19 protein-coding genes are annotated in these 26,138 nt (G+C 48.3%); 1 reads left to right on the top strand and 18 read right to left on the bottom strand.

What is annotated here, in order from left to right; genetic code table 11:
• Positions 1–367: 367 nt before the first annotated feature.
• Entirely contained in the window at positions 368–1,183 is an 816-nt protein-coding gene (locus ACFQ2O_RS03110; protein WP_377522839.1) for an SDR family oxidoreductase, read from the bottom strand.
• Positions 1,184–1,391: 208 nt separating this feature from the next.
• On the opposite strand from ACFQ2O_RS03110, the gene ACFQ2O_RS03105 reads away from it, so the two are divergent.
• Positions 1,392–3,038 carry a UxaA family hydrolase gene (locus tag ACFQ2O_RS03105; protein ID WP_377522836.1) on the top strand — a complete coding sequence of 549 codons (1,647 nt, stop codon included), beginning with the start codon at positions 1,392–1,394 and terminating at the stop codon, positions 3,036–3,038.
• A gap of 298 nt (positions 3,039–3,336) precedes the next feature.
• Here ACFQ2O_RS03105 and ACFQ2O_RS03100 read toward each other — a convergent pair whose 3' ends face one another.
• The 17 genes from ACFQ2O_RS03100 to ACFQ2O_RS03020 all read right to left on the bottom strand — a co-directional run bounded on the left by ACFQ2O_RS03100 (position 3,337) and on the right by ACFQ2O_RS03020 (position 26,119).
• Complete coding sequence (locus ACFQ2O_RS03100; RefSeq protein ID WP_377522834.1) at positions 3,337–3,462, bottom strand: hypothetical protein; 126 nt, start codon at positions 3,460–3,462, stop codon at positions 3,337–3,339.
• A 275-nt stretch (positions 3,463–3,737) separates the two neighbouring features.
• Positions 3,738–4,409 carry a LamG-like jellyroll fold domain-containing protein gene (locus ACFQ2O_RS03095; protein ID WP_377522832.1) on the bottom strand — a complete coding sequence of 224 codons (672 nt, stop codon included), beginning with the start codon at positions 4,407–4,409 and terminating at the stop codon, positions 3,738–3,740.
• A gap of 18 nt (positions 4,410–4,427) precedes the next feature.
• Positions 4,428–5,408, bottom strand: a complete 981-nt coding sequence (locus ACFQ2O_RS03090) for a pectinesterase family protein (RefSeq protein ID WP_377522831.1) — start codon at positions 5,406–5,408, stop codon at positions 4,428–4,430.
• Between the two features lie 60 nt (positions 5,409–5,468).
• Positions 5,469–6,929, bottom strand: a complete 1,461-nt coding sequence (locus ACFQ2O_RS03085) for a glycoside hydrolase family 28 protein (RefSeq protein ID WP_377522830.1) — start codon at positions 6,927–6,929, stop codon at positions 5,469–5,471.
• A gap of 9 nt (positions 6,930–6,938) precedes the next feature.
• Entirely contained in the window at positions 6,939–7,361 is a 423-nt protein-coding gene (locus tag ACFQ2O_RS03080; RefSeq protein WP_377522829.1) for a VOC family protein, read from the bottom strand.
• Between the two features lie 607 nt (positions 7,362–7,968).
• The gene (locus ACFQ2O_RS03075) at positions 7,969–9,195 is read right to left on the bottom strand and encodes a dienelactone hydrolase family protein (RefSeq protein ID WP_377522827.1); all 1,227 of its coding nucleotides are present in this window, start codon (positions 9,193–9,195) and stop codon (positions 7,969–7,971) included.
• Positions 9,196–9,259: 64 nt separating this feature from the next.
• Positions 9,260–10,651 carry a pectate lyase family protein gene (locus tag ACFQ2O_RS03070; protein ID WP_377522826.1) on the bottom strand — a complete coding sequence of 464 codons (1,392 nt, stop codon included), beginning with the start codon at positions 10,649–10,651 and terminating at the stop codon, positions 9,260–9,262.
• A 660-nt stretch (positions 10,652–11,311) separates the two neighbouring features.
• On the bottom strand, positions 11,312–12,733 hold the full coding sequence (locus ACFQ2O_RS03065) for a pectate lyase family protein (protein WP_377522825.1): 1,422 nt from the start codon (positions 12,731–12,733) through the stop codon (positions 11,312–11,314).
• A 112-nt stretch (positions 12,734–12,845) separates the two neighbouring features.
• On the bottom strand, positions 12,846–15,326 hold the full coding sequence (locus ACFQ2O_RS03060; RefSeq protein ID WP_377522823.1) for a glycoside hydrolase family 95 protein: 2,481 nt from the start codon (positions 15,324–15,326) through the stop codon (positions 12,846–12,848).
• A 70-nt stretch (positions 15,327–15,396) separates the two neighbouring features.
• On the bottom strand, positions 15,397–16,215 hold the full coding sequence (locus ACFQ2O_RS03055; RefSeq protein WP_377522822.1) for a rhamnogalacturonan acetylesterase: 819 nt from the start codon (positions 16,213–16,215) through the stop codon (positions 15,397–15,399).
• Between the two features lie 121 nt (positions 16,216–16,336).
• The gene (locus ACFQ2O_RS03050; protein ID WP_377522820.1) at positions 16,337–17,086 is read right to left on the bottom strand and encodes a rhamnogalacturonan acetylesterase; all 750 of its coding nucleotides are present in this window, start codon (positions 17,084–17,086) and stop codon (positions 16,337–16,339) included.
• A 32-nt stretch (positions 17,087–17,118) separates the two neighbouring features.
• A complete protein-coding gene (gene pelA / locus ACFQ2O_RS03045; protein WP_377522819.1) occupies positions 17,119–18,294 on the bottom strand; it encodes a pectate lyase in 1,176 nt (391 codons plus the stop codon).
• Positions 18,295–18,414: 120 nt separating this feature from the next.
• A complete protein-coding gene (locus ACFQ2O_RS03040; RefSeq protein ID WP_377522816.1) occupies positions 18,415–20,169 on the bottom strand; it encodes a glycoside hydrolase family 28 protein in 1,755 nt (584 codons plus the stop codon).
• A 12-nt stretch (positions 20,170–20,181) separates the two neighbouring features.
• Positions 20,182–21,894: a glycoside hydrolase family 43 protein gene (locus tag ACFQ2O_RS03035; RefSeq protein ID WP_377522815.1), complete on the bottom strand. Its 1,713-nt coding sequence runs from the start codon at positions 21,892–21,894 to the stop codon at positions 20,182–20,184.
• Between the two features lie 54 nt (positions 21,895–21,948).
• Positions 21,949–22,938 (bottom strand): pectinesterase family protein, encoded by a 990-nt coding sequence (locus ACFQ2O_RS03030; RefSeq protein ID WP_377522814.1) that lies wholly within the window; start codon positions 22,936–22,938, stop codon positions 21,949–21,951.
• A 148-nt stretch (positions 22,939–23,086) separates the two neighbouring features.
• The gene (locus ACFQ2O_RS03025) at positions 23,087–24,328 is read right to left on the bottom strand and encodes a glycoside hydrolase family 88/105 protein (protein ID WP_377522813.1); all 1,242 of its coding nucleotides are present in this window, start codon (positions 24,326–24,328) and stop codon (positions 23,087–23,089) included.
• A 96-nt stretch (positions 24,329–24,424) separates the two neighbouring features.
• Positions 24,425–26,119, bottom strand: coding sequence for a RagB/SusD family nutrient uptake outer membrane protein (locus ACFQ2O_RS03020; protein ID WP_377522812.1), 1,695 nt, complete (start codon positions 26,117–26,119; stop codon positions 24,425–24,427).
• Between the last annotated feature and the right edge of the window lie 19 nt (positions 26,120–26,138).

The raw sequence follows: 26,138 nt of genomic DNA, 5'->3' as shown, positions 1-26,138 counted from the left end.
ATGTTAAATTAAGGTTTTCTTTATGATTCAGGAATCCTTTTGCCATTTTCGTTTTATACCGCTTCATTTTATTAACATTAGTATGCCACAACAAGTCTCCTCTGAAACCTCTATGGATATAGGCTTATCTTGAGATAAAACCGAAACAAACTTAAGAGCATGTTTAAAATTCATCCTTTGCGCTGCAACCTGCTTGTAACGGAGCGTGGCTTTACGCTTTTATCGCCCCATAGCGCTGCTATGAAGCTCTAAAACCGCTTTGCCAGAACCCATTCCATTCAAGTTTCGCTCGCAAAAACGAAATGCAAACAAGTTCTAAAGGGGCCGGCATGTAGCAAGCTGTTTTGCAAGAACAGTTTGTAGGTAGCTATACGCCACTATAGGCACTAAAGCCTCCATCTACCAGCAGCACTTCTCCTGTCATAAACCTCGAGGCATCGCTCAGCAGAAAAACGAGTGTGCCAGCCAGTTCTTCTGGCTTACCCAGGCGCTGATAAGGCGTATTGGTTACAAACTTCTGAGCCCTGTCAGTATAGCTCCCCTCTTTGTCGAGCAGCAGGTTTCTATTTTGCTCTGTCAGGAATACACCAGGAGCCAGCGAATTTACCCGAATGCCATCGCCGTAACGCAACCCTAATTCTATAGCCATCCATTTAGTGTAGGCATCAATGGCCGTTTTAGCCAAAGTATAGCCGAGCACCCTGGTCAGGGGCCGTTGCGCTGCAATAGAGGAAATGTTTACGATAGAGCCTTTACCTTTTTCGGCCATCACGCTTCCGAAAACCTTGGTTGGTATAATTGTCCCGAACAAATTAAGGTCTACGGCCTTTCGGGTATCTTCTACACTAGCATCAAAAATATTCTGATCTGGTGTGATGGTGGCCCCAGGTATATTACCTCCTGCTGCGTTTACCAAGCCATCAATGGTGCCCCATTTTTCAAGCACTTCGTTTTTAGCAGTAAGCATAGCAGCTTCGTTTAGCACATCGCCAAGTATGGCAATGGCTTCGCCTCCGTTTGCTTCAATAGCTTTTACGCGCGCTTCTGCCCGCTCTTTGTTCCGGCCAAGTATAGCTACCTTCGCTCCTGCTTTACCTACAGCAAGGGAAAAGGCCTCTCCTAACACTCCTGTGGCTCCGGTTATTACAACTACTTTTCCTTGTAATGAGAATTGTTCTAGCATATCATGTGTTATATAATGACTCACATTATACTTTACTAACGTAAGCACAGCCTTCTGGATAATCCAGTTATCATTAAACCTTAAACTGATCTAAGTTGTAAAAAGTGAGTCATCACTTTCATTTTTTGCACTTTAAATTTCTGTTTCTCCAAAATATTTATATTATTTGCATAAGTGCAATCGATTGCACAAAAAACATAAGAAAATCATGTCACACAAGATACTAAAAGTACACCCTAACGATAATGTTCTGGTGGCGCTTACAGATTTACAAGCTGGAGAGGAAATAACTTATGACAGCATCTCTCTTTCGCTGATAGAGGGAATTCCTGCCAAGCATAAATTCACGCAACAAGATATGGCTCCCGGCCAGGAGATTATTATGTATGGCACATTAGTGGGCAAGGCCGTTGAACCTATTGCTGCCGGTGCCAGAATATCCACGGAGAATGTAAAGCACCAGGCTAACACATTCAGCGGAAAAAACAAAACCCTGGACTGGACTGCCCCTGATGTATCTAAGTGGGCTGGTAAAACATTCATGGGTTTTCATCGCGAAGATGGCCAGGTAGGTACTGCTAACTATTGGCTGGTAATTCCGCTGGTGTTCTGCGAGAACCGCAATGTAAACATCATCAAGCAGGCTTTTATGGAAGAGCTGGGCTTTGGCCGCCAGGATGTGTATAAAACTTATGTGCAGCAGATGGTGGACCTCTACCAAGCTGGCAAGGTGAATGAAATTGCGCAGTTACCGCTACAAGGCTACAACGGCAACGGGCAAAAGCGCATTTTCGAAAACATAGACGGGATAAAGTTTCTGACACACGAAGGCGGTTGCGGCGGTATCCGCCAAGACTCTGACGCCCTATGCGCATTGCTGGCCGGGTATATTCACAACCCCAATGTGGCAGGTGCTACGGTGCTTAGCCTAGGCTGCCAGAATGCGCAGGTTGGCATATTGGAAGAAAAGCTACGTGCCCTGAATCCGAACTTTAAAAAGCCGCTGATCGTGTTGGAGCAGCAGCAGGAAGGAACAGAACAGGAGCTGCTTACACAGGCTATCAGAAGAACTTTCCTTGCCCTTATCGAGGCTGATAAAGTTAGGCGCGAGCCTGCACCACTCAGCAAACTGGTAATCGGCCTGGAGTGCGGTGGTTCTGATGGCTTCTCGGGCATCTCGGCAAACCCTACCGTAGGCCAGGCATCTGACCTGATTGTGGCCCTCGGCGGAAAATCCATGCTTTCTGAATTCCCAGAGTTGTGCGGCGTGGAGCAGGAGTTGATTAACCGCTGCGTAGATGATAAAACGGCCGATCGCTTTGTGCAACTGATGCGTGCCTATGCCCATGCTGCAGAAGCCGTAGGATCTGGCTTTGACATGAACCCAAGCCCAGGCAACATTAAAGACGGATTGATTACGGATGCTATCAAATCAGCGGGTGCTGCCAAGAAAGGCGGTACTTCTCCGGTAGTGGATGTGCTGGATTATACAGAGTATGCTACCAAGCCAGGTTTAACACTGCTTTGCACACCGGGCAACGATGTAGAAAGCACCACCGCAATGGCTGGTTCTGGCGCAAACATCATACTTTTCACAACTGGCCTGGGTACGCCAACTGGTAATCCTGTCACTCCTGTTATAAAGGTGTCATCTAACACCAAACTGGCGGAGCGTATGCCGGATATTATAGATATAGATACAGGACCAGTTATTGCCGGTGAGAAGACCATTGAGGAAATGGGCGCTGACATGCTGGACCTGATTATTGAGGTTGCCAGTGGTAATGTTAAAACCAAGGCGCAGCTACTAGATCAGGATGATTTCATTCCCTGGAAACGCGGTATTTCGCTGTAGCGATTTCTGAAGTATAAGTATAGAAAAGCCTCTCTAGTATGTTGAGAGGCTTTTTTATTGTCTTTACTGATGAGTTGTTAGCATCTGTCGCACTTTTCTAAAGCCGCTGCTTTCCCTCCCGCTGCCTATGGCGCAAGTCTGAAGATCTTATGCCCTAAAAATGATATTGAGTTTATAACTCAGCAGGCTTGAGAAGCCATACCTGAATAGCCTCGGCTATACTTGTTATACTTGCAGAGCGAAGGTTATACTTCCATAGCCGCTGCTTTTGCATCTTCAACCAAGCTATCCTATCTAGCTACTGCTCATCCTCCAGCTCCCACTCACCCATCGTTTCACCTTTGGCTTTGGAGGCCTCGTCTTCCCGCATCGCGCTGTGTGCCTGAAGCTGCCTCCGCTCTGCTCCGGCTGCCCTAGCGGGCACCGCAATATGCACAAGGCGCTCAACGGAAAGACTGGGAAAGTTTCAGATAGCCGCTGCTGACAGAGTTATAACCAGACTACCTCCCCTGTTTCTAGGAGAGGGTTGGGGTGGGGTAATTCCCCTCCCCGGAGAAGTTAGGGGTGGGTTTACTGCAACAGCCGAAACTACAGCATTGATACTTCTGCCCCAGCCGCTGTTGATATATGACAGTTGCTCATCTCGGAAATCCTTAACACTCTCTCAGTTTTAACGCGCATAAGTATAAATCAGAGCGCTTACTCTACCCTGTCACTAAACCTTACCTCTCTTAGCTCACCATTAAACCAGGAGCGTTTGTCCATGCGGGTGCCTAGCGAGGTTTTGGCAGACGAACTGATAGGGTGGTAATCTATCTCGCCCGACAACTCTTCAACTCCATTCACATAGCCTTTCATCTGCCCATCTTTATAGGTTAATTTTATACTTGCCCACTCATTTACCGGGTGCGTTTTAGTTGCGTCTATGAGCGTAAGGGAGGCGTCTTCGGTTCGCATGAAAAGGTCAGGGTACCATTGGCCTTTGTCGTTCAGCCTAAGTTCGATTAGGATTCTGCGCTTATCGTTGTTGGGGTCCTGAATGTGCAGAAAGCGTTGCTCCACATTTTCGGGGAAGGCAGCGTAGGGCTTTAGTTCTAGCTCTATTGTAAACTCTTCGGCACCGGCAATGGGGTTTGTATCCAGCAGCAGGCCGTCGTTCTTGCCGTTAAACTGAATTGCCTTTTTACCACCTTTCGCTTTCACTACTTTAGGCGCACCCCATACTTCCGGCCGATGCCCAGCAATTGAATTAAGCGAATTGAGTTTCCATACTTGCTGCTGTTTCGTTTGCGCATATGCCATACTTGTAGCACAGCAAATTATAGGTAGCACCAGCAGACGGAGCATCAGTTTATACCTTGTAGCTTTCATATACTTATACTTTTATACTTACTGCTGCAGCGGCTTCCAGTCAGGGAAAATGTTCTCCAACGTATACTGCTTCGCCTCCTTCGCCGACAGCTGCTTAGACCACCCTACCCGGCTTTTTGCGTTGGCACCGGCACCTTTGGAGTTATACTCGGCGTACAGCACCGTCTTTTCATTTTCTGGATTGCGCCAGTTGTCCCAGCCTTCCGGACGAATGTGGATGCCCATTTCAGTGTTCAGGAAAACCGTTTTAGAATAAGGCCTCCACGGACGACCCAAGTATACTTTCTCAGCGGCAGCATCTGCAATCAGCTTACAGTTGATAAACACAAAGCCATACTTTTGGCGAGGGGAAGTGGCAGCGGCTGTTATGTATGAATTCTTAAGACTTTTGATAGTGCAGTTCATAAACACAGCCGTGGCCTCTCCGAAAATAAAATCCGTGGTGCCTTCTATGTAGCAGTCCTGGTAAAGCTGCCGGCTGCCTTCGGTGGCGGCGTAGAGCGTGTCCTGATTACCTATTAAGCGGCAATTGCGGATGATGGCTCTGTCTCCTTCCACGTGCAGCGCCACAGCCTGCCCCACTGGCCCGGCAGCGTTTTCTATGGTCAGGTTTTCGGCTACAAAATCATTGCCCTGCACCAGCACTGTGTAGGAAGTATAAGTGCTATACTTAGGATTGCCTGTGAAATCTTTGCCGGGGAAGTCTTTACCAGAGTAGTCGCTGTTGGTAATGACAGTACCTTCCTTGCTTTCGCCAGCCAGCGATATGCTTGTCTTCCAAGACGGGATAACCAGTTTCTCACGATACACACCGTTTTTGATGTGGATGGTTACCTGCTGCTGCGATAGGTCGCGTACGGCATTTACGGCTTCCTGTATGGTGGTAAAATCGCCGCTTCCGTCTTGCGCTACAGTGAAGGAGCTAGGGTATACTTTAGGCTGCGCCACAAGCTGTGATACAGTTAGCAGAAGTATAAGCAGGCTGGTTAGTTTTTTCATAGGATATTGGGAATTCTAATTCAGGATGATTGATAAAACCGCACGGGCAGGGATTCAAATCTAACCCTCTGGCGATATACTGTCCGGAAGCGTAACCTGCTTTCCGTTGATGGTGACGTTTTCGAACTCAATATTCTTCACGTTGGAAAATTTATAAGGCTCCTTTACATTATTAATCTTCACATTGATCAGGCGAAGGTTCTGAACAGGAGACTCTTTGTATCCTTCCAGTAAAACGCCTACATCGCCTCCGTTTTGAACCGTCATGTTACGCACTTCTACATTGCGCACAGTAGGTATGTAAGGACCCGAATCTTCGTAGAACATGTTAACCCGAATCACTTGCTCTGCTACCTGCCCTACTTCAATGTTGCGCAGGTATATATTCTCGACCACACCACCACGCATAGAGCTTGTTTTAATTCTTAAAGCCCTATCCAGCAGCGGGCTGTTCATGGTGCAGTTTTCGGCAAACACATTTCTGACACCACCCGAAATCTCGCTCCCGATTACTACGCCGCCGTGTCCGTTTGCCATGGTACAGCCTTGGATCACAATGTTCTCGCTTGGCACATTTATTCTGCGGCCGTCGGCATTTCTGCCGGATTTGATAGCAATGCAATCGTCGCCGGTGTTAAAGAAGCAGTCTTTGATCAGTACATTTTTGCAGGATTCAGGGTCGCAGCCGTCGGAGTTTGGCCCCTGGCTTTCTACTCTTACTCCCTGTATAGTCACATTATTGCAGAGCACCGGGTTCAGAATCCACATCGGCGAGTTTATGATAGTAACCCCTTCTATCAGCACGTTTTCGCAGCGGTATGGCTGCACAAACTGCGGACGCAGATAAAAGCCTTCTCCGAACTTGCGCTCGCTCACAGGCACATTATCTTCTGCCATCTGAAACAAAGCGGCTCTTTTATCTGCATCGTTTTGGTTAGGTGTGCCGGGTTTCCAGCCATGCCTTCTGTTGCCCTTCCACGGCCACCAGTTTGTTTCGTTGGCCTGCCCATCCAGTGTACCCTCACCTGTTACGGCTATATTCTTTTCCTCGAAGGCATAAATCAATGGCGAATAATTCATCAGCTCCACACCTTCCCAGCGCGTGTACACCAGGGGCAGGTAATCTTTCGGGTTTGTAGAGAACAGAATGGTAGCGCCTTTTTCGAGGTGCAGGTTCACGTTGCTTTGCAGGTAAATCGGACCAGAAAGATAGTTACCAGCTGGCACGACCACACGCCCGCCTCCTGCACTGCTGCAAGTTTCTATGGCTTTTTTAATTGCCGCTGAATTATCAGTTTTCCCATCTCCTACTCCACCATACTTGGTGATATTAAAATCCTTGTCCGGAAATGTAGGCGGCACGATTTGGGCAAGTATAGCATCTGCCTGTTGCCATGGGTCTGCGGCTGCACCAGCTGTTGCTGTCGTGCTGCCAGAGGTATTGCTTTTGGTTGCACAGGCTACCATAACAAGCATAAAAGCAAGTATGCAGAGCGACTGTGCGTAAGTATAAATCTTCATACGCTACGGTTAATGCACACTTGAGCCACGGTTTACATCTTCCTTCGCTGCCAGCATCGGAGTGCCTCTTTTACAAAGCTGCAGAGCCAATCCCCAAGGGTCACGGAGCATGACCAGGTGAGAACCGTCCTCCAGTTTCTGGTCGGATTCAATGCTGGCACCCGCCTTCATGAGCCGCTCTTTATCCTGACCTGGGTCAGCAGAAACAAAAGCCAGGTGCACCAGCAGCGGATTCATGGTGCGGTAAGGCAGCACTTCGTTAACTGGATTACAGTAAATCTCTATCATGATACGGCCGCTATCATCAGCCAGGAAAGTCATGTAAGGAGCTTCTTTTTGCTGCTTCACTATGCTTAGCCCTAAATGCTTTGTGTACCAGGCAGCCATTTCAACAGGGTTCTCGACGTTTAGTGCAAAGTGTTCTAATTTCATATTTTATAGATTTTAGACATGAGACTTTTAGTTTTCACATTTGTAAAAGGAGTCTACATCAGAAATAAATGTTAACAATATTTATTCAAACCAATCTTGTTAGGTGGTGAGTGGAAACCGACTTACTTTAGCCATCTACCCTTTATAGCGCAAACGTCCGTTTATGTCTTCTACTGCTTCTGCTAACAGCAACTTGTGCTTCCATAGCCACTGCTTACCACATCTTCAAATAAGCTATACTTTCTAGCTAACGTTCATCCTCCAGCTCCCAAATACCTCTCGTTTCACCTTTATCTTTGGAGCGCTCTAGCCCGCGAGGGCTCGTTTTCCCACTCGACACTGTGTATTGAAGCTGCCATCGCTTCGCTGTAGGCTGCCCTGCGGGCACCGCATCAATACAAGGTGCCTCCTGGAAAAACTGGGTAAGCCTTTCCTTCGCTTAATGAGTGTCATTGATTAATATTAAGTGAGCTTGTAGCTCGTGCTTTAAGTATTGGGCACCACACCATGATGAGCAGAGCCTGCTATACTCTTGCCATGAACTCGCTGTTCTCTTTACTCATAAAAAATCTTGTGTCTTGATACTTTAATCTTATGTCTAAAAAGCCTACTTCAGCCACTTCTCTAACCATGCAAAGGCATCTTCCTGCATCGGAATGGTCATGGAGTGAGGGGCATCATAGTATCGGGCTGTAAACTTTTCGGGTGCTTTCATTTTTGTGTAGATGCTCGAAAGCTTTTGCTCTGCTGCCTGCATGCCTGCTATGCTGAAAAGTTTATCCTGCTTGCAGTTCATGATCATCAGCGGACGCGGTGCATTTAAGGATGGCACATCCGGCAAATCCAGGAACTCATACTGGCGCGGCACATACATCATCCAGGTATGGTGCGCGTGCTGCTGCAGCATCTCGTTATAGGTCGTAGAGAAGGCAGCCACTACACCCACCTTTATTCTGGCATCAAGCCCGAACAGGTAATTGCTGCGCAAGCCGCCCAATGAAAGGCCGATACAACCAATCCGCTCCGGGTTTACCTCTGGCCTCGACAACAGGAAATCCACGGCCACCCTATCGTTTTGGGCGATGATGCCGAGCCAGGTAGTGCCAGCAGTAAGTATGGTCTTGTTCATGGCTACCTCGTTCGGGCCTGCCACCTGTTTGTTGTAAATTTTGATACGCTCGCTTTCGTCTACATCCTTTATTTTTTTCTCATAGCCTTTGTTATCTACCAAAAGTGCAGGGTCTATTTTTTGAGAGCCAAAGTAGATGGCATCGGGACACAGCACGACGAACCCCCGCTTCGCCAGTTCATCAGCATAGTACCTGCCATCGTACAGGTTCTGCACATACTCTTTCAGTATCTCCGGCTGATTATCTGTGTAAGTATGTTTTTCCTTCCCGAAATAGTAAAAGCCGCCGTGGTCGTGCAAGGCAATTACGGCCGGTGCGGGTTTGGTCAGGTTATCTGGCACCAGCAAGAAGGCCTCGGTGCTTTGCAGCGCATTCACGTTATATCGTACCAGGTACTGCGTGTAGCCGTCTCGCTTTGTTGTGCTTAAAACCTGGGAATTGAGCGGGGCAGGCTCCGGATGAAAAGCCAGGAGTTCATCAAGCTTCGCCCGCGCGTTTTTTCTCCACTTCGCTGTGTTCTTCCAATCTTTCGCTAAGTACGACAAGCTCGCGTTGCTCTTACTGGAGTAGGCATCCAGCATCGGGTAAAAGTTAGCGATGTCAGATTTAACCTGCTGCGCATAACTGGCAGTACAGGCAAAAGCAAGTATAAGGCTAAGCGTTAATTTACTTAAGATGGTTCTGTAGAGAGGGGAAATACGCATGTTTAAAGGTAACTATTTTATACTTTGATGGCTACACGACGAGGTGCAGCGATGAGTTTATACTTTACTGTGGCACATGCTGCTTTGCCAGGCTATTGAGGTATACCTCCAGGTTGGTGTACATTTTATCAAGTGTGAAAGCAGCGGCATCGGAGTTGTTGTTTGGGTTGAGATTTTGCTTTTTCTCCCAAGTATCCGGCATGCCGTCTTTGTCAGCATCAGCCGGGGCGGGCAAGGATTTTAACTCCGGCCAACCTCCTACTTCTTCCTGCGAGTCGATGATGCCGGGTTTACCACTTTTTGCGCCGGTAAAGGTGGCTGTGCCTGTTCTTACCTCGTTCACCACACGGGCATCTACCGCATCACGCTTATGCGAGGCTCCAGCCGAAGCTAGCACCTGCTGATAAGCCTCTTGTGCTGTAAAAGTGGTCATAGGTGCAACGTCAAAAGCTATCCTGCTGCGTGTAGCTTCAGGGTCATCACATTGCACTCCGCCTGCCCAGTTGTCTTGACTTACTTTTTCATCACCCTCCACATAATTCCCCTGCACATAAAACTTGCCATAGGGCTTAGAAGGATTGACTATGCGGCTGCGAAGCTTATCAGGAGTGGCAGGACCAGCTTTGTAATAATTGTTGACCATGTTATGCTCGCCCTCTTCACCGCCGTAAGCGCTGTTGATGCCCCAGTTGTAGATCACGTTATTGCGGTAATCCAGATTCCTGCTAGGAACGTCAGTTTCATACTTAGATCCTGAAAAACGCGGGTTCCGGCTGTTATGGTGGGCAAACAGGTTGTGATGAAATGAGGCACGTGTACCACCCCAGATCCCGCCGTAACCGTGGCTCCCTTTAGCATGAAGGGAGGAGTTGAGGCTTTCGGAGATGATGCTCCATTGCAAGGTAAAGTCTTCGTTGGTGTAAAACGATACACACTCATCAACTGACCAGCTCACAGAGCAATGATCTACCATGATATTCTTATGCTGCCTTCCGCCCAGGGCATCGGCCTCTTGGTTATATTCATTGCCCATCCGGAAGCGCATGTAGCGGATGATCACGTTATCGGCAGCCACCGTAACCGGATAGCCTTTCACACAGATTCCGTCGCCGGGTGCTGATTGTCCGGCAATGGTTACATCACCAGCAGCTATACTTAATCTCGACTGCAAATCAATAGTACCGGACACTGCAAACACAATGGTTCTTGGCTCCTGCTGCTCAATAGCTTCACGTAAGCTACCCGGTCCGCTGTCGTTCAGATTCGAAACGATGTATACTTTACCGCCACGCCCGCCTGTGGTATACATACCTGCTCCTTCTGCTCCGGGGAAAGAGATAGCTCTTTCCTGCTCAATTTGCGTTGCTGACACAGCTGTTGCCGTAGTAGCTTTTTGTGTACAGTTGGTAAGGATGCTAAGCAGTAGGGTTAGGTAAAGTATGCTTCTTTTTTTCATTTTAAGCTTTTTGATTTTCCGCCTTCCTTTAACACCTTCATGGCGCAAGTCTTCTGACTTGTGTCCTATTATGATGTTGAGTTTGTAACTCAACTGGCTTGCAAAGCCATACTAGTATTAGCTCCGGCCATACTTGATTCAGCTTATACTTTCATTGCCGCTGGCGCTAGCTTGCAGCTAGTGCCTACTATGGTGTAGAGCTTCCAGCTCTACTGGCTCGCAGAGCCATACTTGCATTAGCCTTGGCTATACTTGCTTAGCCACTGTTTCTTACATCTTCGAACAAGCTATCCTTCCTAGCCACTGCTCATCCTCCAGCTCCTAAATACCCACTGTTTCACCTTTGGCTTTGGAGCGCTCACGGCTGGGGTAGGGGCCCTATATGAGCGGGGCCTCGTCCTCGGGCATCGCGCTGTGTGCCTGAAGCTGCTCCTCGCTCCGCTGCGGGCTGCCCCTGCAGGGCACCGCAACATGCACAAGACGCTCAACCCAAAGACTGAAATCATTCAGATAGCCACAGCTGACAGAGCTATAACCTGACTCCCTCCCCTGTTTTTAGGGGAGGGTTGGGGTGGGGTAATTCCCCTCCTCGGAGGGGCAGGGGTGGGTTTCCCTGAAAAGCTCTAACTACAGCGTCTATACTTAAGAAACAGCTACTCTCTACTCCACCAAACTATTCAGATACACCTCCAGGTAAGTATAAGGCGTGCCTTTTTTGTAATAGCTGGCATCCTTTGGCTCATTTGGGTTAAGGCCGTTCTGACTCTCCCAAGCATCAGGAATACCGTCTTTATCTGCGTCGGCAGGCGCTGTTGCTGACTTAAGCTCCGGCCAGCCGCCCACGTCCTCCTGCGAGTCGATGATGCCGTTGCTATTTTTTCCTTTGGTCGCTGTACCTGACCGCACATCTGCTATAATGCGAGCATCTACGGCATCACGATGAAGGCTGGCTCCTACTTTATTCAGCACTTGCTCGTAGGCCTCCGTGGCGCTTTGCTCTGATAGGGCTATAGCTACAAAAGGCTGTGTTACTTTCACTTCGCTCGCAGGAGCACCTTGTACTCCCCCATTCCAGTTGTCTGTTGTGACGGCAGAGTTGCCTGCTACATAGTTACCAGTCACATAAAACTTGCCGTAGCCATTTCCTTCGCTTATACTTGGGTTCACAATTCGGCTTGTCTTGGAGGATGGTGTAGCCGGACCTGCTTTGTAGTAGTTGTTCACCATGTTGTGGTTGCCTTCTTCGCCACCGTAAGTACTATTACTACCCCAGTTGTAAACCACGTTGTTTCTGTAATCTACAATCTCTTTACCTGGTTGCTTATGGTAACGGGCACCGTTAAAGCGTGGGTTACGACTGTTGTGGTGCGCTAGCAGGTTGTGGTGGAACGAGGCTCCCATACCTCCCCACATGCCTCCGTAGCCATGTGCTCCCTTCACGTGAACAGACTCATTCAAACTCTCTGACACCAGGCTCCACTGCATGGTAAAGTTCTCGTTGTCGTAGAAAGAAGCCACCTCATCTGTAGCCCAACTCACCGAGCAATGGTCGATGATAATATTCTTCCTGTTACGGCCACCGAAGGCATCTCCCTCTACTGCCTTGGCATCACCCATCCTAAAACGCATGTAGCGCACAATAACATTATCGGCACTCACAGTTACAGGATAGTTGCGCAGACAGATTCCGTCTCTCGGTGCTGATTGCCCGGCTATGGTTATGTCGTTGTTGCGGATGGTTAGTGGTGATTGGAGTTGTATGGTACCTGATACAGCAAACACTACTGTTCTAGCCCCAAAAGCATTTATAGCATCTCGGAGGCTGCCTGCGCCGCTGTCGTTTAGGTTAGTAACAATGTATACTTTACCGCCACGGCCACCGGTAGTTATTTTGCCAAAGCCTTCTGCTCCCGGAAACGCAATAGCTTCTCCTTCTGGCTTAGTGTCAGGACTAACGCCGCTAGCGGGTGCAGGTGTTGGTTCTGGCTGCGGATCAGGTTCAGAGTCTGATCCTCCTGAACAGGCAACCAAACCTGCTGTCAGAAAAACACCTAGGATTGCGTTTGTAATATGTTTCTTCATATCTCTAGTGACTTCATTATCAAAAATGCTTTTGCACTCACTGCTATTACTTGCTGCGCTATCGATTGCACACTAGTACAAAAATATATACCGCTTTTAGTTTCTCAAATTATCAAAGTACCAGTTTATACGTTTTACCCTGTGTGGTTTCTAAGTCAAACATCAACTGCTCACGTATGTCAGTTTTGGGCTGATTAGATGTTGCTTTCACTACCGGCTCTTTGATGGCCGCTTGCTGATAGAACGGATTTGTATTAGCTCCTGCAGCAGTTTTGAACTCTCCTTTGCCAGCTAGTTTCAGCTGCTCTGACGTTCTGATACGGCAGTTTCCGCCAAGTTTTGAATGAACCGTCAGCGTCTTTACTTTTCCGTTTTCCCAACTCATATCTACTGTAAAGCCACCTCTGGCTACCAAGCCCTTTACTTCACCTGTTTGCCACGCATCAGGCAGAGCAGGCAATAAGTGTAGCGTGCCATCGTGGCTTTGTAGCAGCATTTCAGCTATGCCGGAAGTACAGCCAAAGTTGCCGTCTATCTGGAAAGGCGGATGCGCATCAAATAGGTTCGGATACGTACCGCCTCCTTCTCCTTTCGCTGCGTCTCCGGCTGGCGTTAGCTGGTCTTGTATTAGTTTATAGGCGCGATTGCCGTCCAGTAGTCTTGCCCAAAGGTTTACCTTCCAGCCCATAGACCAGCCCGTGGACTTGTCTCCCCGGTATACCAAAGACGTTCTGGCTGCATCAAACAACTCCGGGTAGCTGAAGGGTGATATCTGGTTGCTTGGGTACAAGCCATACAAGTGCGACACGTGCCGGTGCTTATCTCCTGTTTTGTCCCAATCCTGCATCCACTCCTGCAGTTGCCCGTGCTGCCCTACCTGCATCGGCGGCAGCCTGTCGCGCATACTTTTCAGCGAATCTGCAAAGGCTTTGTCTGTGTTCAGAGCCTTGGATGCGTTGATGATGTTGGAGAATACATCAAATACCAATTGGTTATCCATGGTAGTACCAGCGGCAATGGACACATCACTTTGGTGCTTGTTTTCGGGCGACATAGACGGTACTACTACCAACCACTTGTGCTCTGGCTCTTCCTGCAGCACATCGGCATAAAAAGTAGCAGCTCCTTTGAGTATCGGGTACATCTCTTTCAGAAAATCTTTGTCACCGGTAAAGAGGTAATGTTGCCAGATATGCTGTGTTAACCACGCTCCACCCATCGGCCAAAGCCCATAAAAAGCACCATCAATCGGGCCGGTCATGCGCCAAAGGTCGGTGTTGTGGTGCATGTTCCAGCCTCGGGCATTGTACATTTTGCGGGCACTCTCGCGGCCAGTCTCCGACAGGTCTTTAACCATGGCAAAAAGCGGCTGGTGCATCTCTGGCAGGTTGGTTACCTCGGCTGGCCAGTAATTCATTTCGGTGTTGATGTTGACAGTATACTTGCTGTCCCAGGGCGGAGAAACTTTATCATTCCAGATGCCCTGCAGGTTTGCTGGTTGCGTACCGGGCTGTGAACTTGAAATGAGTAAGTAGCGTCCGAACTGGAAGTATAGCGCTGCCAGGTGCGGGTCGTTACCGGAAGCAAAGGCTGCCAAGCGCTCATCCGTCGGCTTTTGCACAGCATCTGTTACACCTAGGTCCAGCGATACTCTGTCGAAGTACTTTCTGTAGCTTTTGATGTGCTCCTCCCGCGCCTTTTTATACTTGCGCTTGGTGGCAGCGGCCAGAAACTGCGCCGCCTTCTCCGCCTCGTTGCCACTCAAATCTTTGTAGTTCTTAAAGTTGGTAGCCATCGAAACATAGATCGTAGCCTCATCAGCTCCTGTAATGTGGAGCGTCTTACCTTCCGTAGAAATTTTCCCACCCTTCACCACAGGCTGTACCTGCGCCTGAAACTTTACCTTGCCTTTCTTATTATCTACGTCTCCGGATGTGCCGCTTAGCACCAACTGGTTTTGCTTTGTAGCCACCTCATACTTCAGGTGCGGGCTATCCATACTTAATTTACAGCTGATGCTTCTGGGCTTATCGGCAGTTAACCGGATGATGATGACGTTATCGGGGAAAGACGAAAGCATCTCCCGCTTAAACGTTACTCCGTCTACTTTATAAGAGACAGCGGCCGTAGCCTGTTCGATATTTAAGTCGCGGTAATATGCTGTCGCGGCATCATGACCGGGAAAGGAAATGTATAAATCGCCAACGGGCTGGTAAGGCATCCCATAGTTCAGGTTGGCCGGGGCTTGACGCGGCACTTTCTCCAGGGCGAGCGCCTGTGCCTCTTTATACTTGCCCTCAAAAATCAGCTTACGAATTTCAGGTAGAGCGCTGTTGAGGTTCTCGTTGATGTTGTTACCCGGTTCGCCGGCCCAAACAGTTTCCTCGTTTAGCTGCATTTGCTCTCGTGCAGGGGTTCCGAACACCATTGCCCCAATGCGCCCATTGCCTATAGGCAGCGCCTCGTTCCAATTTGCCGCAGGTTTATCGTACCACAGTTTTAAGGCGGCTTTTCCGGATGGTTGAGAAATGGCACTGAAACTAAGGAGGCAAAGTATACTTAGCAGAAAATGGTATAGCCTGGTACTGATCATACTTACTGAAGTTGTCAGCGCCAGCAAGTAGTCTATACTATACCTGCTGGCGCTGAAGTGCTATGCTGATTTATTTCTTTGCTGAAGTACCGCTTGGCTTCAGCTGCTTCATACCGTTAAACACCATTTGTGCTACAGCTTTGGCACCCTCCGGCTGGAAGTGCGTGTTATCCTCCTGTCCGTCTGGGTAAGCCTCATACTTACCTGCTGGCAGGTTCATAAAATAGTTGTTGGTCACGTAGTCCTGCCCCTTAGCTGTGAAGCCATCCATAGAAAGCTGCGTCAGGTCAATCAGCTGCACGTTTAGTTCTTTGGCTACAGCTTTTGCCGCCTGTGGATACTCGCCGTGCACGTTGCCTAGCTTCCCGTCCTTCCAGGGGTAGTTGCGATTAACAGGTGTAAGTATGATGGGCGTTGCTCCTTTTTCGCGGGTCTGGTTCACGTACAGGCGCAGGTACTCTTTGAATGCAGTTACATTGGTGTAGCGCTCCGGCTTGTTTTCAGCAGCATCGTTGTGACCAAACTGCATCATCACGATATCTCCTTTTTGCAGCGCCTTGTATACTTCTGCCCAACGGCCTTCTTCGAAGAATGTGCGTGTGCTGCGGCCTCCTCTGGCTTTATCCAGCACAATTACGCTGTCAGTTTTAACGAGATTCCTAATCTGTGAAAGGCTGTCTTTGCGCATGAACGGCTGGAACACTTGCCCCCAACCTGTTACAGGGTAGCGTTCTGTCATGTAGTCTTTCTCGTCGTAGTTGCCGGTATAGTCCGCTACTGTAGAATCTCCTATCAGGTAGATTCTAACCGGCTTCTTTTTAACAGGAGCAAACGCTGCGAAGGCCATGCAGGCCAGCAACAGTAGTATAGCCGTGTGTTTCTTGTTCATAGTATGTGGGAGTGTTTCGTGTTTCTTATCTATCAGCACGAGCATCTGCTTGTACCGGTATTTCAGAGGAAAATGGAGGCACAAGCGGACGCTTGCGCCATAGTCTCATTGGTTTAAAGGACTACTTCTTAAGGTATTTAGCCACTTCTGGCAGGTTCTTCTGCATCTCCTGCGCTACAAGGTCACTTACTCTAAAAGCCCCATAGGCAGAAAGGTGCGTATCGTCCTGACGGCCTTCTGGCAGCGACTCATACTCGCCTGGTTGCAGGTGCAGGAATAAGTCTTTCGAACGCTCTTCGCCATAGCGCGACACTAGTTCACGGGTGCGTTTCTCCAGGTCCAGCAGGGGCACGTTTTGTGCGGCAGCTACTGCTCTTACTACATCCGGATATTTGCTATGCGTATCTACTAGTTGCCCGTTCTCGAACTTGCGACGCACGATAGGTGTGGCCAGTACAGGAATACCTCCTTTGGCGCGTGTCTCGGCAATGTAGCGCTCCAGATTTTTGCGGTAATCTGTTTCAGGTGCCGCATAACGTTTCGGGTCTTCACTCTTCTGGTCATTATGACCAAACTCGATGATCACATAATCACCTTTTTTAATATCCTTCAGCACTTTATCCCAACGGCCTTCGTCGCGGAAGCTTTTGGTACTGCGACCATTCACAGCATGGTTCGCTACTTTTATACCTTCCTGCAAGTATAACGGGAACACCTGCCCCCATCCTTTTTCAGGATTGCCGTTTGCGTAAGGTTTGTCGGCTACGGTAGAGTCAGCCACCAGGAAAAGAGTGATTTCTTTTTTCTGCATATAGCTCATAAGCGGAAGTATAAGGAGAGCCAGTAGCCCAACCTTTAAAGCGTTTTTCATCAAGGGTCTTTTCTTCTGCTGCATATTAAAATTTACTTTAGCATTGCCCATTTCTGTTTCCAGTCCGGGTACTTTTGTTCTATTAATTTCTGCGGAAAATCTACATACCAGCTGTAGCCGCCTCTTCGCTCCCGCTCTATTTCAGCAAGCTTGTCGTGTACTACGCCATCACGGCCAACAAACATGGGCTTGTTCGTTTCGATATCATAAAAGCGGGCTAAAAGTGGGGGTGCTGTGGCATCAGTTACTACTACACGGTCACGTTCTTGCTTTGCAGGATCATTCCTTAACTCTACACGAACACCTGTAATTTTCACTTGATCCATCCAGGAAACAGCGCCATTTACAGCCTGAATAACCTCTGGGCTCGGCTTCTCTAGTTCCATCAGGTACGCTACAATTCCGATACTCTCCCCGCCACTAAGCGAGACCAGCTCATAGGCTCGGGCTTTAGCAGGGGCTAAGGTTACATGATCGTGCTGCGCACACCAAGCCGTTAGCTTTCCGTTTACCTTTACTTGTGCTTTCAGAATAACGTCAAGGCCTTTTTCAATGGCAGTAGCGGCTAATTCTTTTCGGGACGTATTTACAAAAGTGTAGGGTGCCTTATTCTGCGCCACATCACGGAGCAGTTGCATTACGCCCATCATAGCACCATCATTGAACGTGATGTGCTCATAATAGCCTTTCTTAATTGGGTAAAACTGCGGCCAGCCACCATTGTCGTACTGCGCCTCCAGCAGGTAATCCAATCCGCGCAAAAAGCTTTCTTTATACTTTGCCTGACCGGTAGCCGCGTATACTTTTGCCAGGTACTCTAGCTGCGTAAAGGTAGCTCTGTTGTCGATGGTGGAGATTCCTGCTTTAACTGCCGGTGACTTTAGTTCCTGCTCCTCCTCCGGAGAAAGCGCTATCGCCATGTCTGTATTCTTATCCCAGCCGCCATTGTCGTGCTGGTAGATCAAAAGATTATCTGCGATGCGGACGGCTTCAGCACTGGAATACCATTTCTGGACTCGCTCTAATAGCGCCCTGCTCCACCTTACTGGCTCTACAATTTCGGCAAGAGCGGTGTTTTCTGCTTTAACTGTAGTAGCACTGCTATTTTGCACGGTACAGCCAGTAGAAGAAACAGCGCACAGGCAAATCACCGGCACACTAGCATGTGCTAGCATACGTGTGATGCAATGCGCAAAACTTCTTTCCATACTTCTCTTCGTACTGCTTTTATTCATGCACAAAACATCAAAAGGCTTTTCATAGGCCCTACTAAATTCATCAAGTAAAATCAAAGCAGTAGACAAAAGCTGTGTACTGCTTTCAGAATTTTATTCCATGGTAAGCGCTGTATTGCTTAGGTCTTTTCCTTTCGAAACCTGCTTGGAGCTATCCTTGAAGTCTTTGCTTTCCAGCTTCACATTCTGCGTGAGCGGCCCAAGTACGCGCACAACCGGCTCCTGCGTTTCTTTGTAAGTCAGTCCGTTCACGTCGATGTTCTTGCTGTTGTAAATGGTCAGCGCCGGGCCTTTCTCCGCGATTACTTTTACATTGATCAGCTTAATACCATCTGCATCCACCGCCGTGATACCTTGTTTGGCTTTAAGTGTGGCATTCTCCAGCACCACGTTTTTAAGGTTCATTTCCGGTAAGCCCTGCAGCACCAGCGCCTGCTCGGCACCCGCCACACGAATGTTTTTCATGTAGATATCCTTGAAAGACGGCGTTTCCTCTGTCACTGGCAGCAGGCGTGCATCGCGCTTCTCAGTCTCGGAGCTTTGCGTATCATCCAGCACTGGCGAGTTGCCACCGTAAAACAGATTAAAACTGATAGCTTGTGTTGGGATATCTATCATGTCGATGTTGGAGATGTAGATGTTCTCCACCACGCCGCCTCTGCCGCGCGTGCTCTTAAAGCGCAGACCGATATCAGTACCCATAAAGGTGCAGTTCGATACGTGCACATTTTTCACACCGCCAGACATCTCGCTGCCTACCACAAAACCGCCGTGGCCGTGGTACACCGTGTTATTTTTCACGATCACGTTCTCAGTCGGAATGCCTCTTCTGCGGCCATCTTCGTCTTTACCTGACTTGATACAAATGGCATCGTCGCCAACGTCGAAAGTGTTGTTGTACACCAGTGCGTTCTTGCATGATTCCAGATCAAGTCCGTCACCGTTTTGTGAGTACCAAGGGTTACGCACGTTCAAATTGCGCAGAATCACATTTTGGCTCATGAGCGGGTGCAGGTTCCAGGCAGGTGAATTTTGGAAGGTAGGGCCATCCAACAGCACTTTATTGCAGTTGATCAGGCTCACCATTACCGGGCGCATAAAGTCTTTCACGCTCTCAAACTGCTCTTTTCTATCGTAGTCCGGCACGTTGAAGTTACCTGCTGTATCGCCGCGCTTAGAACTTTCAGAAGGATACCATACTTTGCCATCGTCACTTAACAGGCCTCCGGATTTTACCAGTGTTTTCCACTGCCCTTCTGTCATTTTGCCTTTCTTCACAGGTCTCCAGGCATCACCAGAGCCATCAAATGTACCTGGGCCGGTAATCGCCACGTTCACCAGGTCTCTACCCGAAATAGGTGACTGGCAACGATAAGTATCCAAACCTTCGAAACTGGTTTTGATCAGCGGATAGTCGTCAAAGTCTTTGCTGAAGATAACCATCGCGCCATTCTCTGCATGCAGGTTGATGTTGCTTTTCATCACGATAGGCCCCGTCACCCACATGCCCCGCGGAATTACGACTTTACCTCCTCCTTTAGCTGCCACAGCAGCAATAGCTCTTTCGAAGGCTTGGGTGTTCTTTGTCATTCCGTCTCCTACTGCTCCAAAGTCAGTTATACGGACACTGTTGTTAGCAAAGGTCGGCTCCAGCACCTTTGGCATGTCAAACTCAATGCCTTCGTAAATATCAAATGCTTGGGCAGGTGCAGTAGCTGTGCTTGTTGTATTGCTGGCAGTAGCGGCTTCTGGTTGTGTAGTTGGCTGGCGCTGGCAAGAAACCTGCAGTGCACCTGCTAAACCTACAAGTAACAGAAATCGGTTCGCAAATATCTTCTTCGTATTCATATGTGATAATCGTTATTTCTTACTTTGGAAAGAGGTTGTAGATGCTGTGTTTGGCGTAATTCTAAACCAGTCGTAATCGGCGTAGCCAGCATCATTTATTTTATCCTGGCGCGTGGCGAAGATGCCTACTTTGGCACCTATCCAACGGCCTGGCACAGCTGTAAAAGTGCTGCCAACGGGTTTGAAGTTTTTGCCGTCCTCGCTGTAGCTGAACTGGCACTTAGCGCCTTTATCAACTGCCACCCGGAAGTATACATCTTTCCCGTTTAGCTTGCCCAGCAACTGCTCTTTTTCAGATGTGCCTTTGTGTGCATCATCCACAGTAGTATAAGCTACATACATTCCGTCTTTTTTGCTCACCAGTGAGATGTAGGCATAATCCTCTCCCATCACTACCAAGCCTGTGCGCTCGTTCTGGAGCTTTTCATTCGGCGTGAAAGTTAACTTAGTAGTAGCTGTAAAGGATTCTGCCGGAAACTTCTGAAGCAGCAGGTTCGGCACATCCCATAGGTTTTTAAAGTTCTCCGGCACCTGGTCAGTGTACAGGCGCAGCTTACCTTTATTAGCCATCGGGAAAGCCCAGGTTGCCTTCGGGTTTGCGTGCCACTGCCACTGTAGACCTAGCTTATTAGTATCAAACTCATCCGACTCCGCAGGTGTAGCCACAGCATAAGTTTTACCTACGTTTGGCTTCTTGTACGTTATCACGGGTTGGCCTTTACCATCTCCGTCTTTGTCTGCTCCTATCACTGGCCAGCCGTCTTTCCACTTCATGGGCTGCAGGTGCACTACGCGCCCATAAGCTTCAATGTCCTGGAAGTGCAGGAACCAGTCTTCACCAGTAGGAGTATCAACCCAAGCCCCCTGGTGCGGACCGTTTATACTTGTCTTGCCCTGGTCCATCACGATCTTCTCTTCGTAAGGGCCATAGATATTTTTGGAGCGTAATACCAGTTGCCAGCCTGTAGCTACACCACCTGCCGGAGCAAAGATATAGTAGTAGCCGTCGCGCTTGTAGAACTTGGGACCTTCTACGGTTGGATGGTTCTCGTGTCCGTCAAATACAATTACACCCTCATCCAGCACTTTAGTACCTTCCGGGTTCATCTTGTTAACAGCCAGTACACTTTTTATACCTGCACGGCTACCAGCGTAAGCATGCACCAGGTAAGCGTTTCCGTCTTCATCCCAAAGCGGGCTAGAGTCTATAAGGCCTTTGCCCTCCTTTACCAGCACAGGCTTCTCCCACGGACCAGCAGGGTCTTTCGCTTTCACCATATAAATGCCGAAGTCGGGATCACCCCAATAGATGTAGAACTCACCGTTGTGATGGCGCATGGATGGTGCCCAAACACCATTGCCGTGCTGTGGCTTGGAGAAATGATCAGAAGGCACATTCTTATCTAACGCGTAACCGATAAGATTCCAGTTCACCAGGTCTTTCGAATGCAGTATTTGCAAGCCGGGAACGGCGTTGAAGCTGGAAGAGGTCATGTAAAAGTCGTCTCCTACGCGGATCGCATCCGGGTCAGAATAATCAGCGTGCAGGATTGGGTTTTTGTAGGTTCCGTTGCCTTGGTCGGCCACCCATACTTTAGACAAGTTGTTTGCTGTTGCAGTAGTCGCTTGGCTTTGCTTGTTGTTTTGCGCAACACTAGAGCACGAGCTAACACACATCACAGACGCGACAAGAACGGGTATGCTTAAAAACCGTGAGCTATTCATAGTTTACTGTTTGTTTGGGCGATTTATACTTGTAATTAAAAAAATCTGAAGCTGTTATTTGCTGGCTGTTTCGCTTGACTTGCCGGGTATCCAGCCGTTGAAGATGTTTTCCAGCGTATACTTGCTTGCTTGCTCTTTTGTAAGTTTATGCGACCATGCTACTCTTGCCTTTGGGTTAGCACCGGGGCCTTTAGAGTTATATTCTGCATAGTAAGAAGTCTTTTCGGCATCTGGCTTACTCCAGTTATGCCAGCCTTCCGGCTTGATCATGTTACCCAAATGGCTGTTGATGAAAACAGTTTTGGCAAAAGGCCTCCAGGGACGGCCCAGGTAGTATGATTCGGCAGGAGCATCACCTGTAATGCGGCAGTTCAGAAACACGAAGCCATAAGGTGTGCCTTCTAAGGTAGAGGCTGCTGTAATGTAGCTGCCTCCTTTTTTACAATAGATCTCGCAGTTCTCAAACACAGCAGTAGACCAACCGAAAATAAAGTCGGTGGTGCCTTCTATGTAACAATTTTTGTAGTACTGGCGGCTCTTCTCGCCATGCGGGTAAAGCGTATCCTGATTACCCAGAAAACGGCAGTTGGTGAACATCACCTTATCACCATCAATGCGCACCGCCACAGCTTGGCCTACCTCTCCGGCAGAATTTTCAAAGGTGATATTTTCTGCAGCGAAATCATCTCCGAAAATAAAGAAGCTGGATGAGCCAGTAGTACCCATTTCTTCTCCAAATCGGTTCTTCTTAGAAGCATAGTCATCGTTGGTGAGGATGGTTTTCTTTACATCTTCGCCAATAAATTTCACTCCGGTTTTTGAGGCGGGCAGCACCAGCTTCTCTTTGTACACACCATTCTTGATGTAAATGGTAGTTTCAGCTTTTCTAAAATCCGGCACAGCATTTATCGCCTCCTGCACTGTTTTAAAGTCGCCGCTGCCATCTTTAGCTACTACAAAATCATACTTGTGCTGTGCCTGCAATTGCGTAAACAGCAGGCAGAGTAGCAGGGTAAGTATGGAAGTATATTTTTTTAAAGTCATAGCAGTTTTTTGTGTGATAAGATGGTTCCGTATTGGGACTCGGCCTTCTGTGGAAAGTATAAACCCACCCCTGCCCCTCCCTAGAGGGGAATTATCAGCACGAGTAAAATTCCCCTCCTCGGAGGGGCAGGGGTGGGTTATTTGGATCTTAGTTAGCGGCCGCCGTTCTATTCAGTTCTTCAAACTCCAGAGAAGCCATAATGAAAGGCGCTACTGCCTTAGGGTCGTTGTTGCGGCGCTCTTCGTTGATGTAGTACTCGTAAGAGCCGCTACGGTATGGATTACCACCCAGTCCTGCTACTGCGCACACTTGTGTAATGCTGATGGTGCCGTCCGGGTTCTTCTCAATCAGGTTGTTTACAATACCGTTGTAGCCCTTCTGTGCCGTCTGCATATACTTCTGGTCGATGTAGCCTTTTTTGGCAGCTTTCACCAAAAAGTAAGTAAACATGCTAGAGGCTGAAGCTTCACGGTAATTGCCTTCTCTGCCCGCTTGGTCCACAACCTGCCACCACAGGCCTGTTTGCTCGTCCTGGTACTGTGCTATGGATTTTGCCATTTTCTGTGTGATCTGCACTACTTCGTCTCTCTTTGGGTGATCTTTTGGCAAATAGTCCAGCACATCTACCAGCGCCATCGCATACCAGCCCATGGCACGGCCCCACACATTAGGTGCCTGCCCTGTTTTGGGATCAGCCCATTTTTGCTCACGGCTTTCATCCCAACCGTGGCGCCACAAGCCTTTCTCTGTATCCCAGGTATGCTTGTCTACCAGCATAATCTGCTTCGCTACATCATCGAAAATGGCTGGCTCATTAAATTCCACCGCATACTGCGCCAGAAAAGGAGAAGCCATGTATAGGCCATCGAGCCACATCTGGTGTGGGTATATTTTCTTGTGCCAAAAGCCACCTTCTGAAGTTCTTGGATGCGTGCGCATCTGGTCGCGCAGCTCTTCTACGGCCAGTTTATACTTGTTATCACCGGTTTCCTTGTATAACTCCATCAGGAACTTGCCAGGGTTCACGCGGTCGATGTTATAGTCTGTTTTCTTGTAGGTCATGATGCTGCCATCTTCGCTGATCATGGTGTCGGCAAAAGCCTGAATATAGTTCAGGTACTTTTTGTCACCAGTTTTCTCATACACCCGCTCAATAGCACTGGCAAATAGGCCCTGCGTGTAGTCCCATTTTGGCTGCTCTTTAAAATCAATCATCCATCCTTCCGGGTTCCGTTTGATATCAGAGTCGGCCATCCAAACGGAGTAAGGCTTTTTAGCTGCGGCAGTTGCTTCTGTACTGGAAGCAGTAGCATCTGTGGCTGGTTTGCCTGAGCCACAGGCGGAAGCCAGTAGCAGGATAGCAGGTAAAGCGAATTTGGTAAGCTGCATCGTAGTAGTATTATCTGTTAATGTTCTTGTGCGAATATTTCTGTTTAGAAATAGATTCTGCAGGAAAGCATACACTCTCCTGCAGAAATCTATCGGCTAATTGTATCCTTCGTTTTGAGTAAATTCTCCTTTGTTAGACACGGCATCGAGCTGCGCCTGAGGGATTGGCCTTACCCGGTGGAATGGCTGAATATTAGGCGCCGCATCCGGATTGAAAGCACGAACACGCTCGATCAACTTATTGGTGCGTTTCAGGTCGAACCAGCGCTGTTGCTCTCCGGCAAACTCACGGGCACGCTCATCAAGTATAAAGTCGATGTTTAGCTGATCGGCAGTTACCTCCATTTCAGCGGCTTTGCCCGGTAATGCTGCTCTTCTGCGCACTACGTTTATGTGTTCAACTGCAACTCCTATATCGCCAGCCATCATTTCAGCCTCTGCAACAATTAGATACATTTCGGCTAACCGAATTACATAAGCATCTCGTTGGCCCTGCTGTTGTGAAATAGTTTGCCGCGCTGGATCCAGGAACTTCTTTAAAGACATATAGCGGTCGCGCACTCTCGGCGCATCGTTGGCTGCAACATTATATGTTCTGCTTCGATCTATTATAGTATAGGGCTTGGCATTCTTTCTTGCATCAGAAACTACATACTTTGTAGCATAGATAGCCGTGTCTCCAGCAGCAAACGTTACCTGCCGCGGATCACCCTTGGTATCGGTTACAGTATAAGTACCCGGCTTGTTAGTATACCAAACTGTTTGGAAGGTAGCATCCCATCTGGCATCTTTACTTTCATCAAAAAGATCAAGTAAATGAGCTGTAGGCATAAAGCGTGCAAACGGACGTCCATATCTAATATCCCGCTGCATGCCTGGCAACTGGTCATAAGTCATCAGGAAAAATAGGTGTGAATTATTACCTCCTTCGCGCAGCAGTATATCATCACTAGTTTCGTTCGTTAGTCCGTCAAACTCTCTGTTCAGTATTAAGTCTGCGGTGAAATTCACATTCCAAACCACCTCTGAATTCCTTGAATTTGCAGTCCATAAGCTAGCGTAGCTTGGCACTAAGCTAAAGTTATAATCACTTATTACCTTCTTTGCCAATCTTGATGCTTCTGCATAATTACCACGGTACAGGTGCATTCTGGCAGCAAAGGCCTCAGCAGCTGGCTTGGTCACTCTTCCGTACTGGCTAGATGTTACCGGCAGGTTCTCCATGGCAAATTCCAGGTCTTCAAAGATCTGCTGATAAAATGTCTCTACTGGTGTGCGGTTAGCCGTAGTAGACACGCCAATCTGCTCCTGAGTTGTAAGATGAACGCCTCCCCATGTCTCTACAATGTGCCACAGATAAAAAGCACGAAGGAAACGTGCCTCTCCTAACCTTATAGCTTTCTGTGCTTCAGGTAAAGGAGACTCTGGTATTCTCTCTATTGCCGTATTTGTAGCATTTAAGGCTGCATAGAATCGGGTCCAGTAAAAATTTATTGGAACGTTGACTGCAGATAAGTCAGAGTTGTAGAGAGCTACCGGAGGATTCTCCATACCATTGCCCCGGGTGAAAATATCTGTTCCGGTTTCTGTTAAAGCTATACCATTTTCCTTACCGTACCAAAATCGCATTGGTGTATACAGCGAGTTTACCAAGCTTTCTATCCCCTCTGCGGTTGAGTAGTAACCTGTTGCTGTTAAACCCGACACATTTTCCTCATCCAAAAAAGACTCACAGGAAACTGAACCTAACAACATGGCTGGAATCAATATTTTATATAGTACCTTTTTCATGATCTTGCTAATTAAGTTT

It is taken from the genome of Pontibacter rugosus, assembly GCF_042678745.1.
GTDB lineage: Bacteria > Bacteroidota > Bacteroidia > Cytophagales > Hymenobacteraceae > Pontibacter > Pontibacter rugosus.
The sequence above is the reverse complement of the archived record's forward strand: the minus strand, read 5'-3'. Positions and strand labels throughout refer to the sequence as shown.

Excerpts from the sequence above, each read along its gene's own strand:
- ACFQ2O_RS03055 (WP_377522822.1), bottom strand. The coding sequence starts at position 16,215 with ATGAACAAGAAACACACGGCTATACTACTGTTGCTGGCCTGCATGGCC.
- ACFQ2O_RS03070 (WP_377522826.1), bottom strand. The coding sequence starts at position 10,651 with ATGAAAAAAAGAAGCATACTTTACCTAACCCTACTGCTTAGCATCCTT.
- ACFQ2O_RS03110 (WP_377522839.1), bottom strand. The coding sequence starts at position 1,183 with ATGCTAGAACAATTCTCATTACAAGGAAAAGTAGTTGTAATAACCGGA.
- ACFQ2O_RS03050 (WP_377522820.1), bottom strand. The coding sequence starts at position 17,086 with ATGAAAAACGCTTTAAAGGTTGGGCTACTGGCTCTCCTTATACTTCCG.
- ACFQ2O_RS03030 (WP_377522814.1), bottom strand. The coding sequence starts at position 22,938 with ATGACTTTAAAAAAATATACTTCCATACTTACCCTGCTACTCTGCCTG.
- ACFQ2O_RS03075 (WP_377522827.1), bottom strand. The coding sequence starts at position 9,195 with ATGCGTATTTCCCCTCTCTACAGAACCATCTTAAGTAAATTAACGCTT.
- ACFQ2O_RS03060 (WP_377522823.1), bottom strand. The coding sequence starts at position 15,326 with ATGATCAGTACCAGGCTATACCATTTTCTGCTAAGTATACTTTGCCTC.
- ACFQ2O_RS03040 (WP_377522816.1), bottom strand. The coding sequence starts at position 20,169 with ATGAATACGAAGAAGATATTTGCGAACCGATTTCTGTTACTTGTAGGT.
- ACFQ2O_RS03065 (WP_377522825.1), bottom strand. The coding sequence starts at position 12,733 with ATGAAGAAACATATTACAAACGCAATCCTAGGTGTTTTTCTGACAGCA.
- pelA (WP_377522819.1), bottom strand. The coding sequence starts at position 18,294 with ATGGAAAGAAGTTTTGCGCATTGCATCACACGTATGCTAGCACATGCT.
- ACFQ2O_RS03090 (WP_377522831.1), bottom strand. The coding sequence starts at position 5,408 with ATGAAAAAACTAACCAGCCTGCTTATACTTCTGCTAACTGTATCACAG.
- ACFQ2O_RS03105 (WP_377522836.1), top strand. The coding sequence starts at position 1,392 with ATGTCACACAAGATACTAAAAGTACACCCTAACGATAATGTTCTGGTG.
- ACFQ2O_RS03095 (WP_377522832.1), bottom strand. The coding sequence starts at position 4,409 with ATGAAAGCTACAAGGTATAAACTGATGCTCCGTCTGCTGGTGCTACCT.
- ACFQ2O_RS03020 (WP_377522812.1), bottom strand. The coding sequence starts at position 26,119 with ATGAAAAAGGTACTATATAAAATATTGATTCCAGCCATGTTGTTAGGT.
- ACFQ2O_RS03025 (WP_377522813.1), bottom strand. The coding sequence starts at position 24,328 with ATGCAGCTTACCAAATTCGCTTTACCTGCTATCCTGCTACTGGCTTCC.
- ACFQ2O_RS03085 (WP_377522830.1), bottom strand. The coding sequence starts at position 6,929 with ATGAAGATTTATACTTACGCACAGTCGCTCTGCATACTTGCTTTTATG.
- ACFQ2O_RS03035 (WP_377522815.1), bottom strand. The coding sequence starts at position 21,894 with ATGAATAGCTCACGGTTTTTAAGCATACCCGTTCTTGTCGCGTCTGTG.
- ACFQ2O_RS03080 (WP_377522829.1), bottom strand. The coding sequence starts at position 7,361 with ATGAAATTAGAACACTTTGCACTAAACGTCGAGAACCCTGTTGAAATG.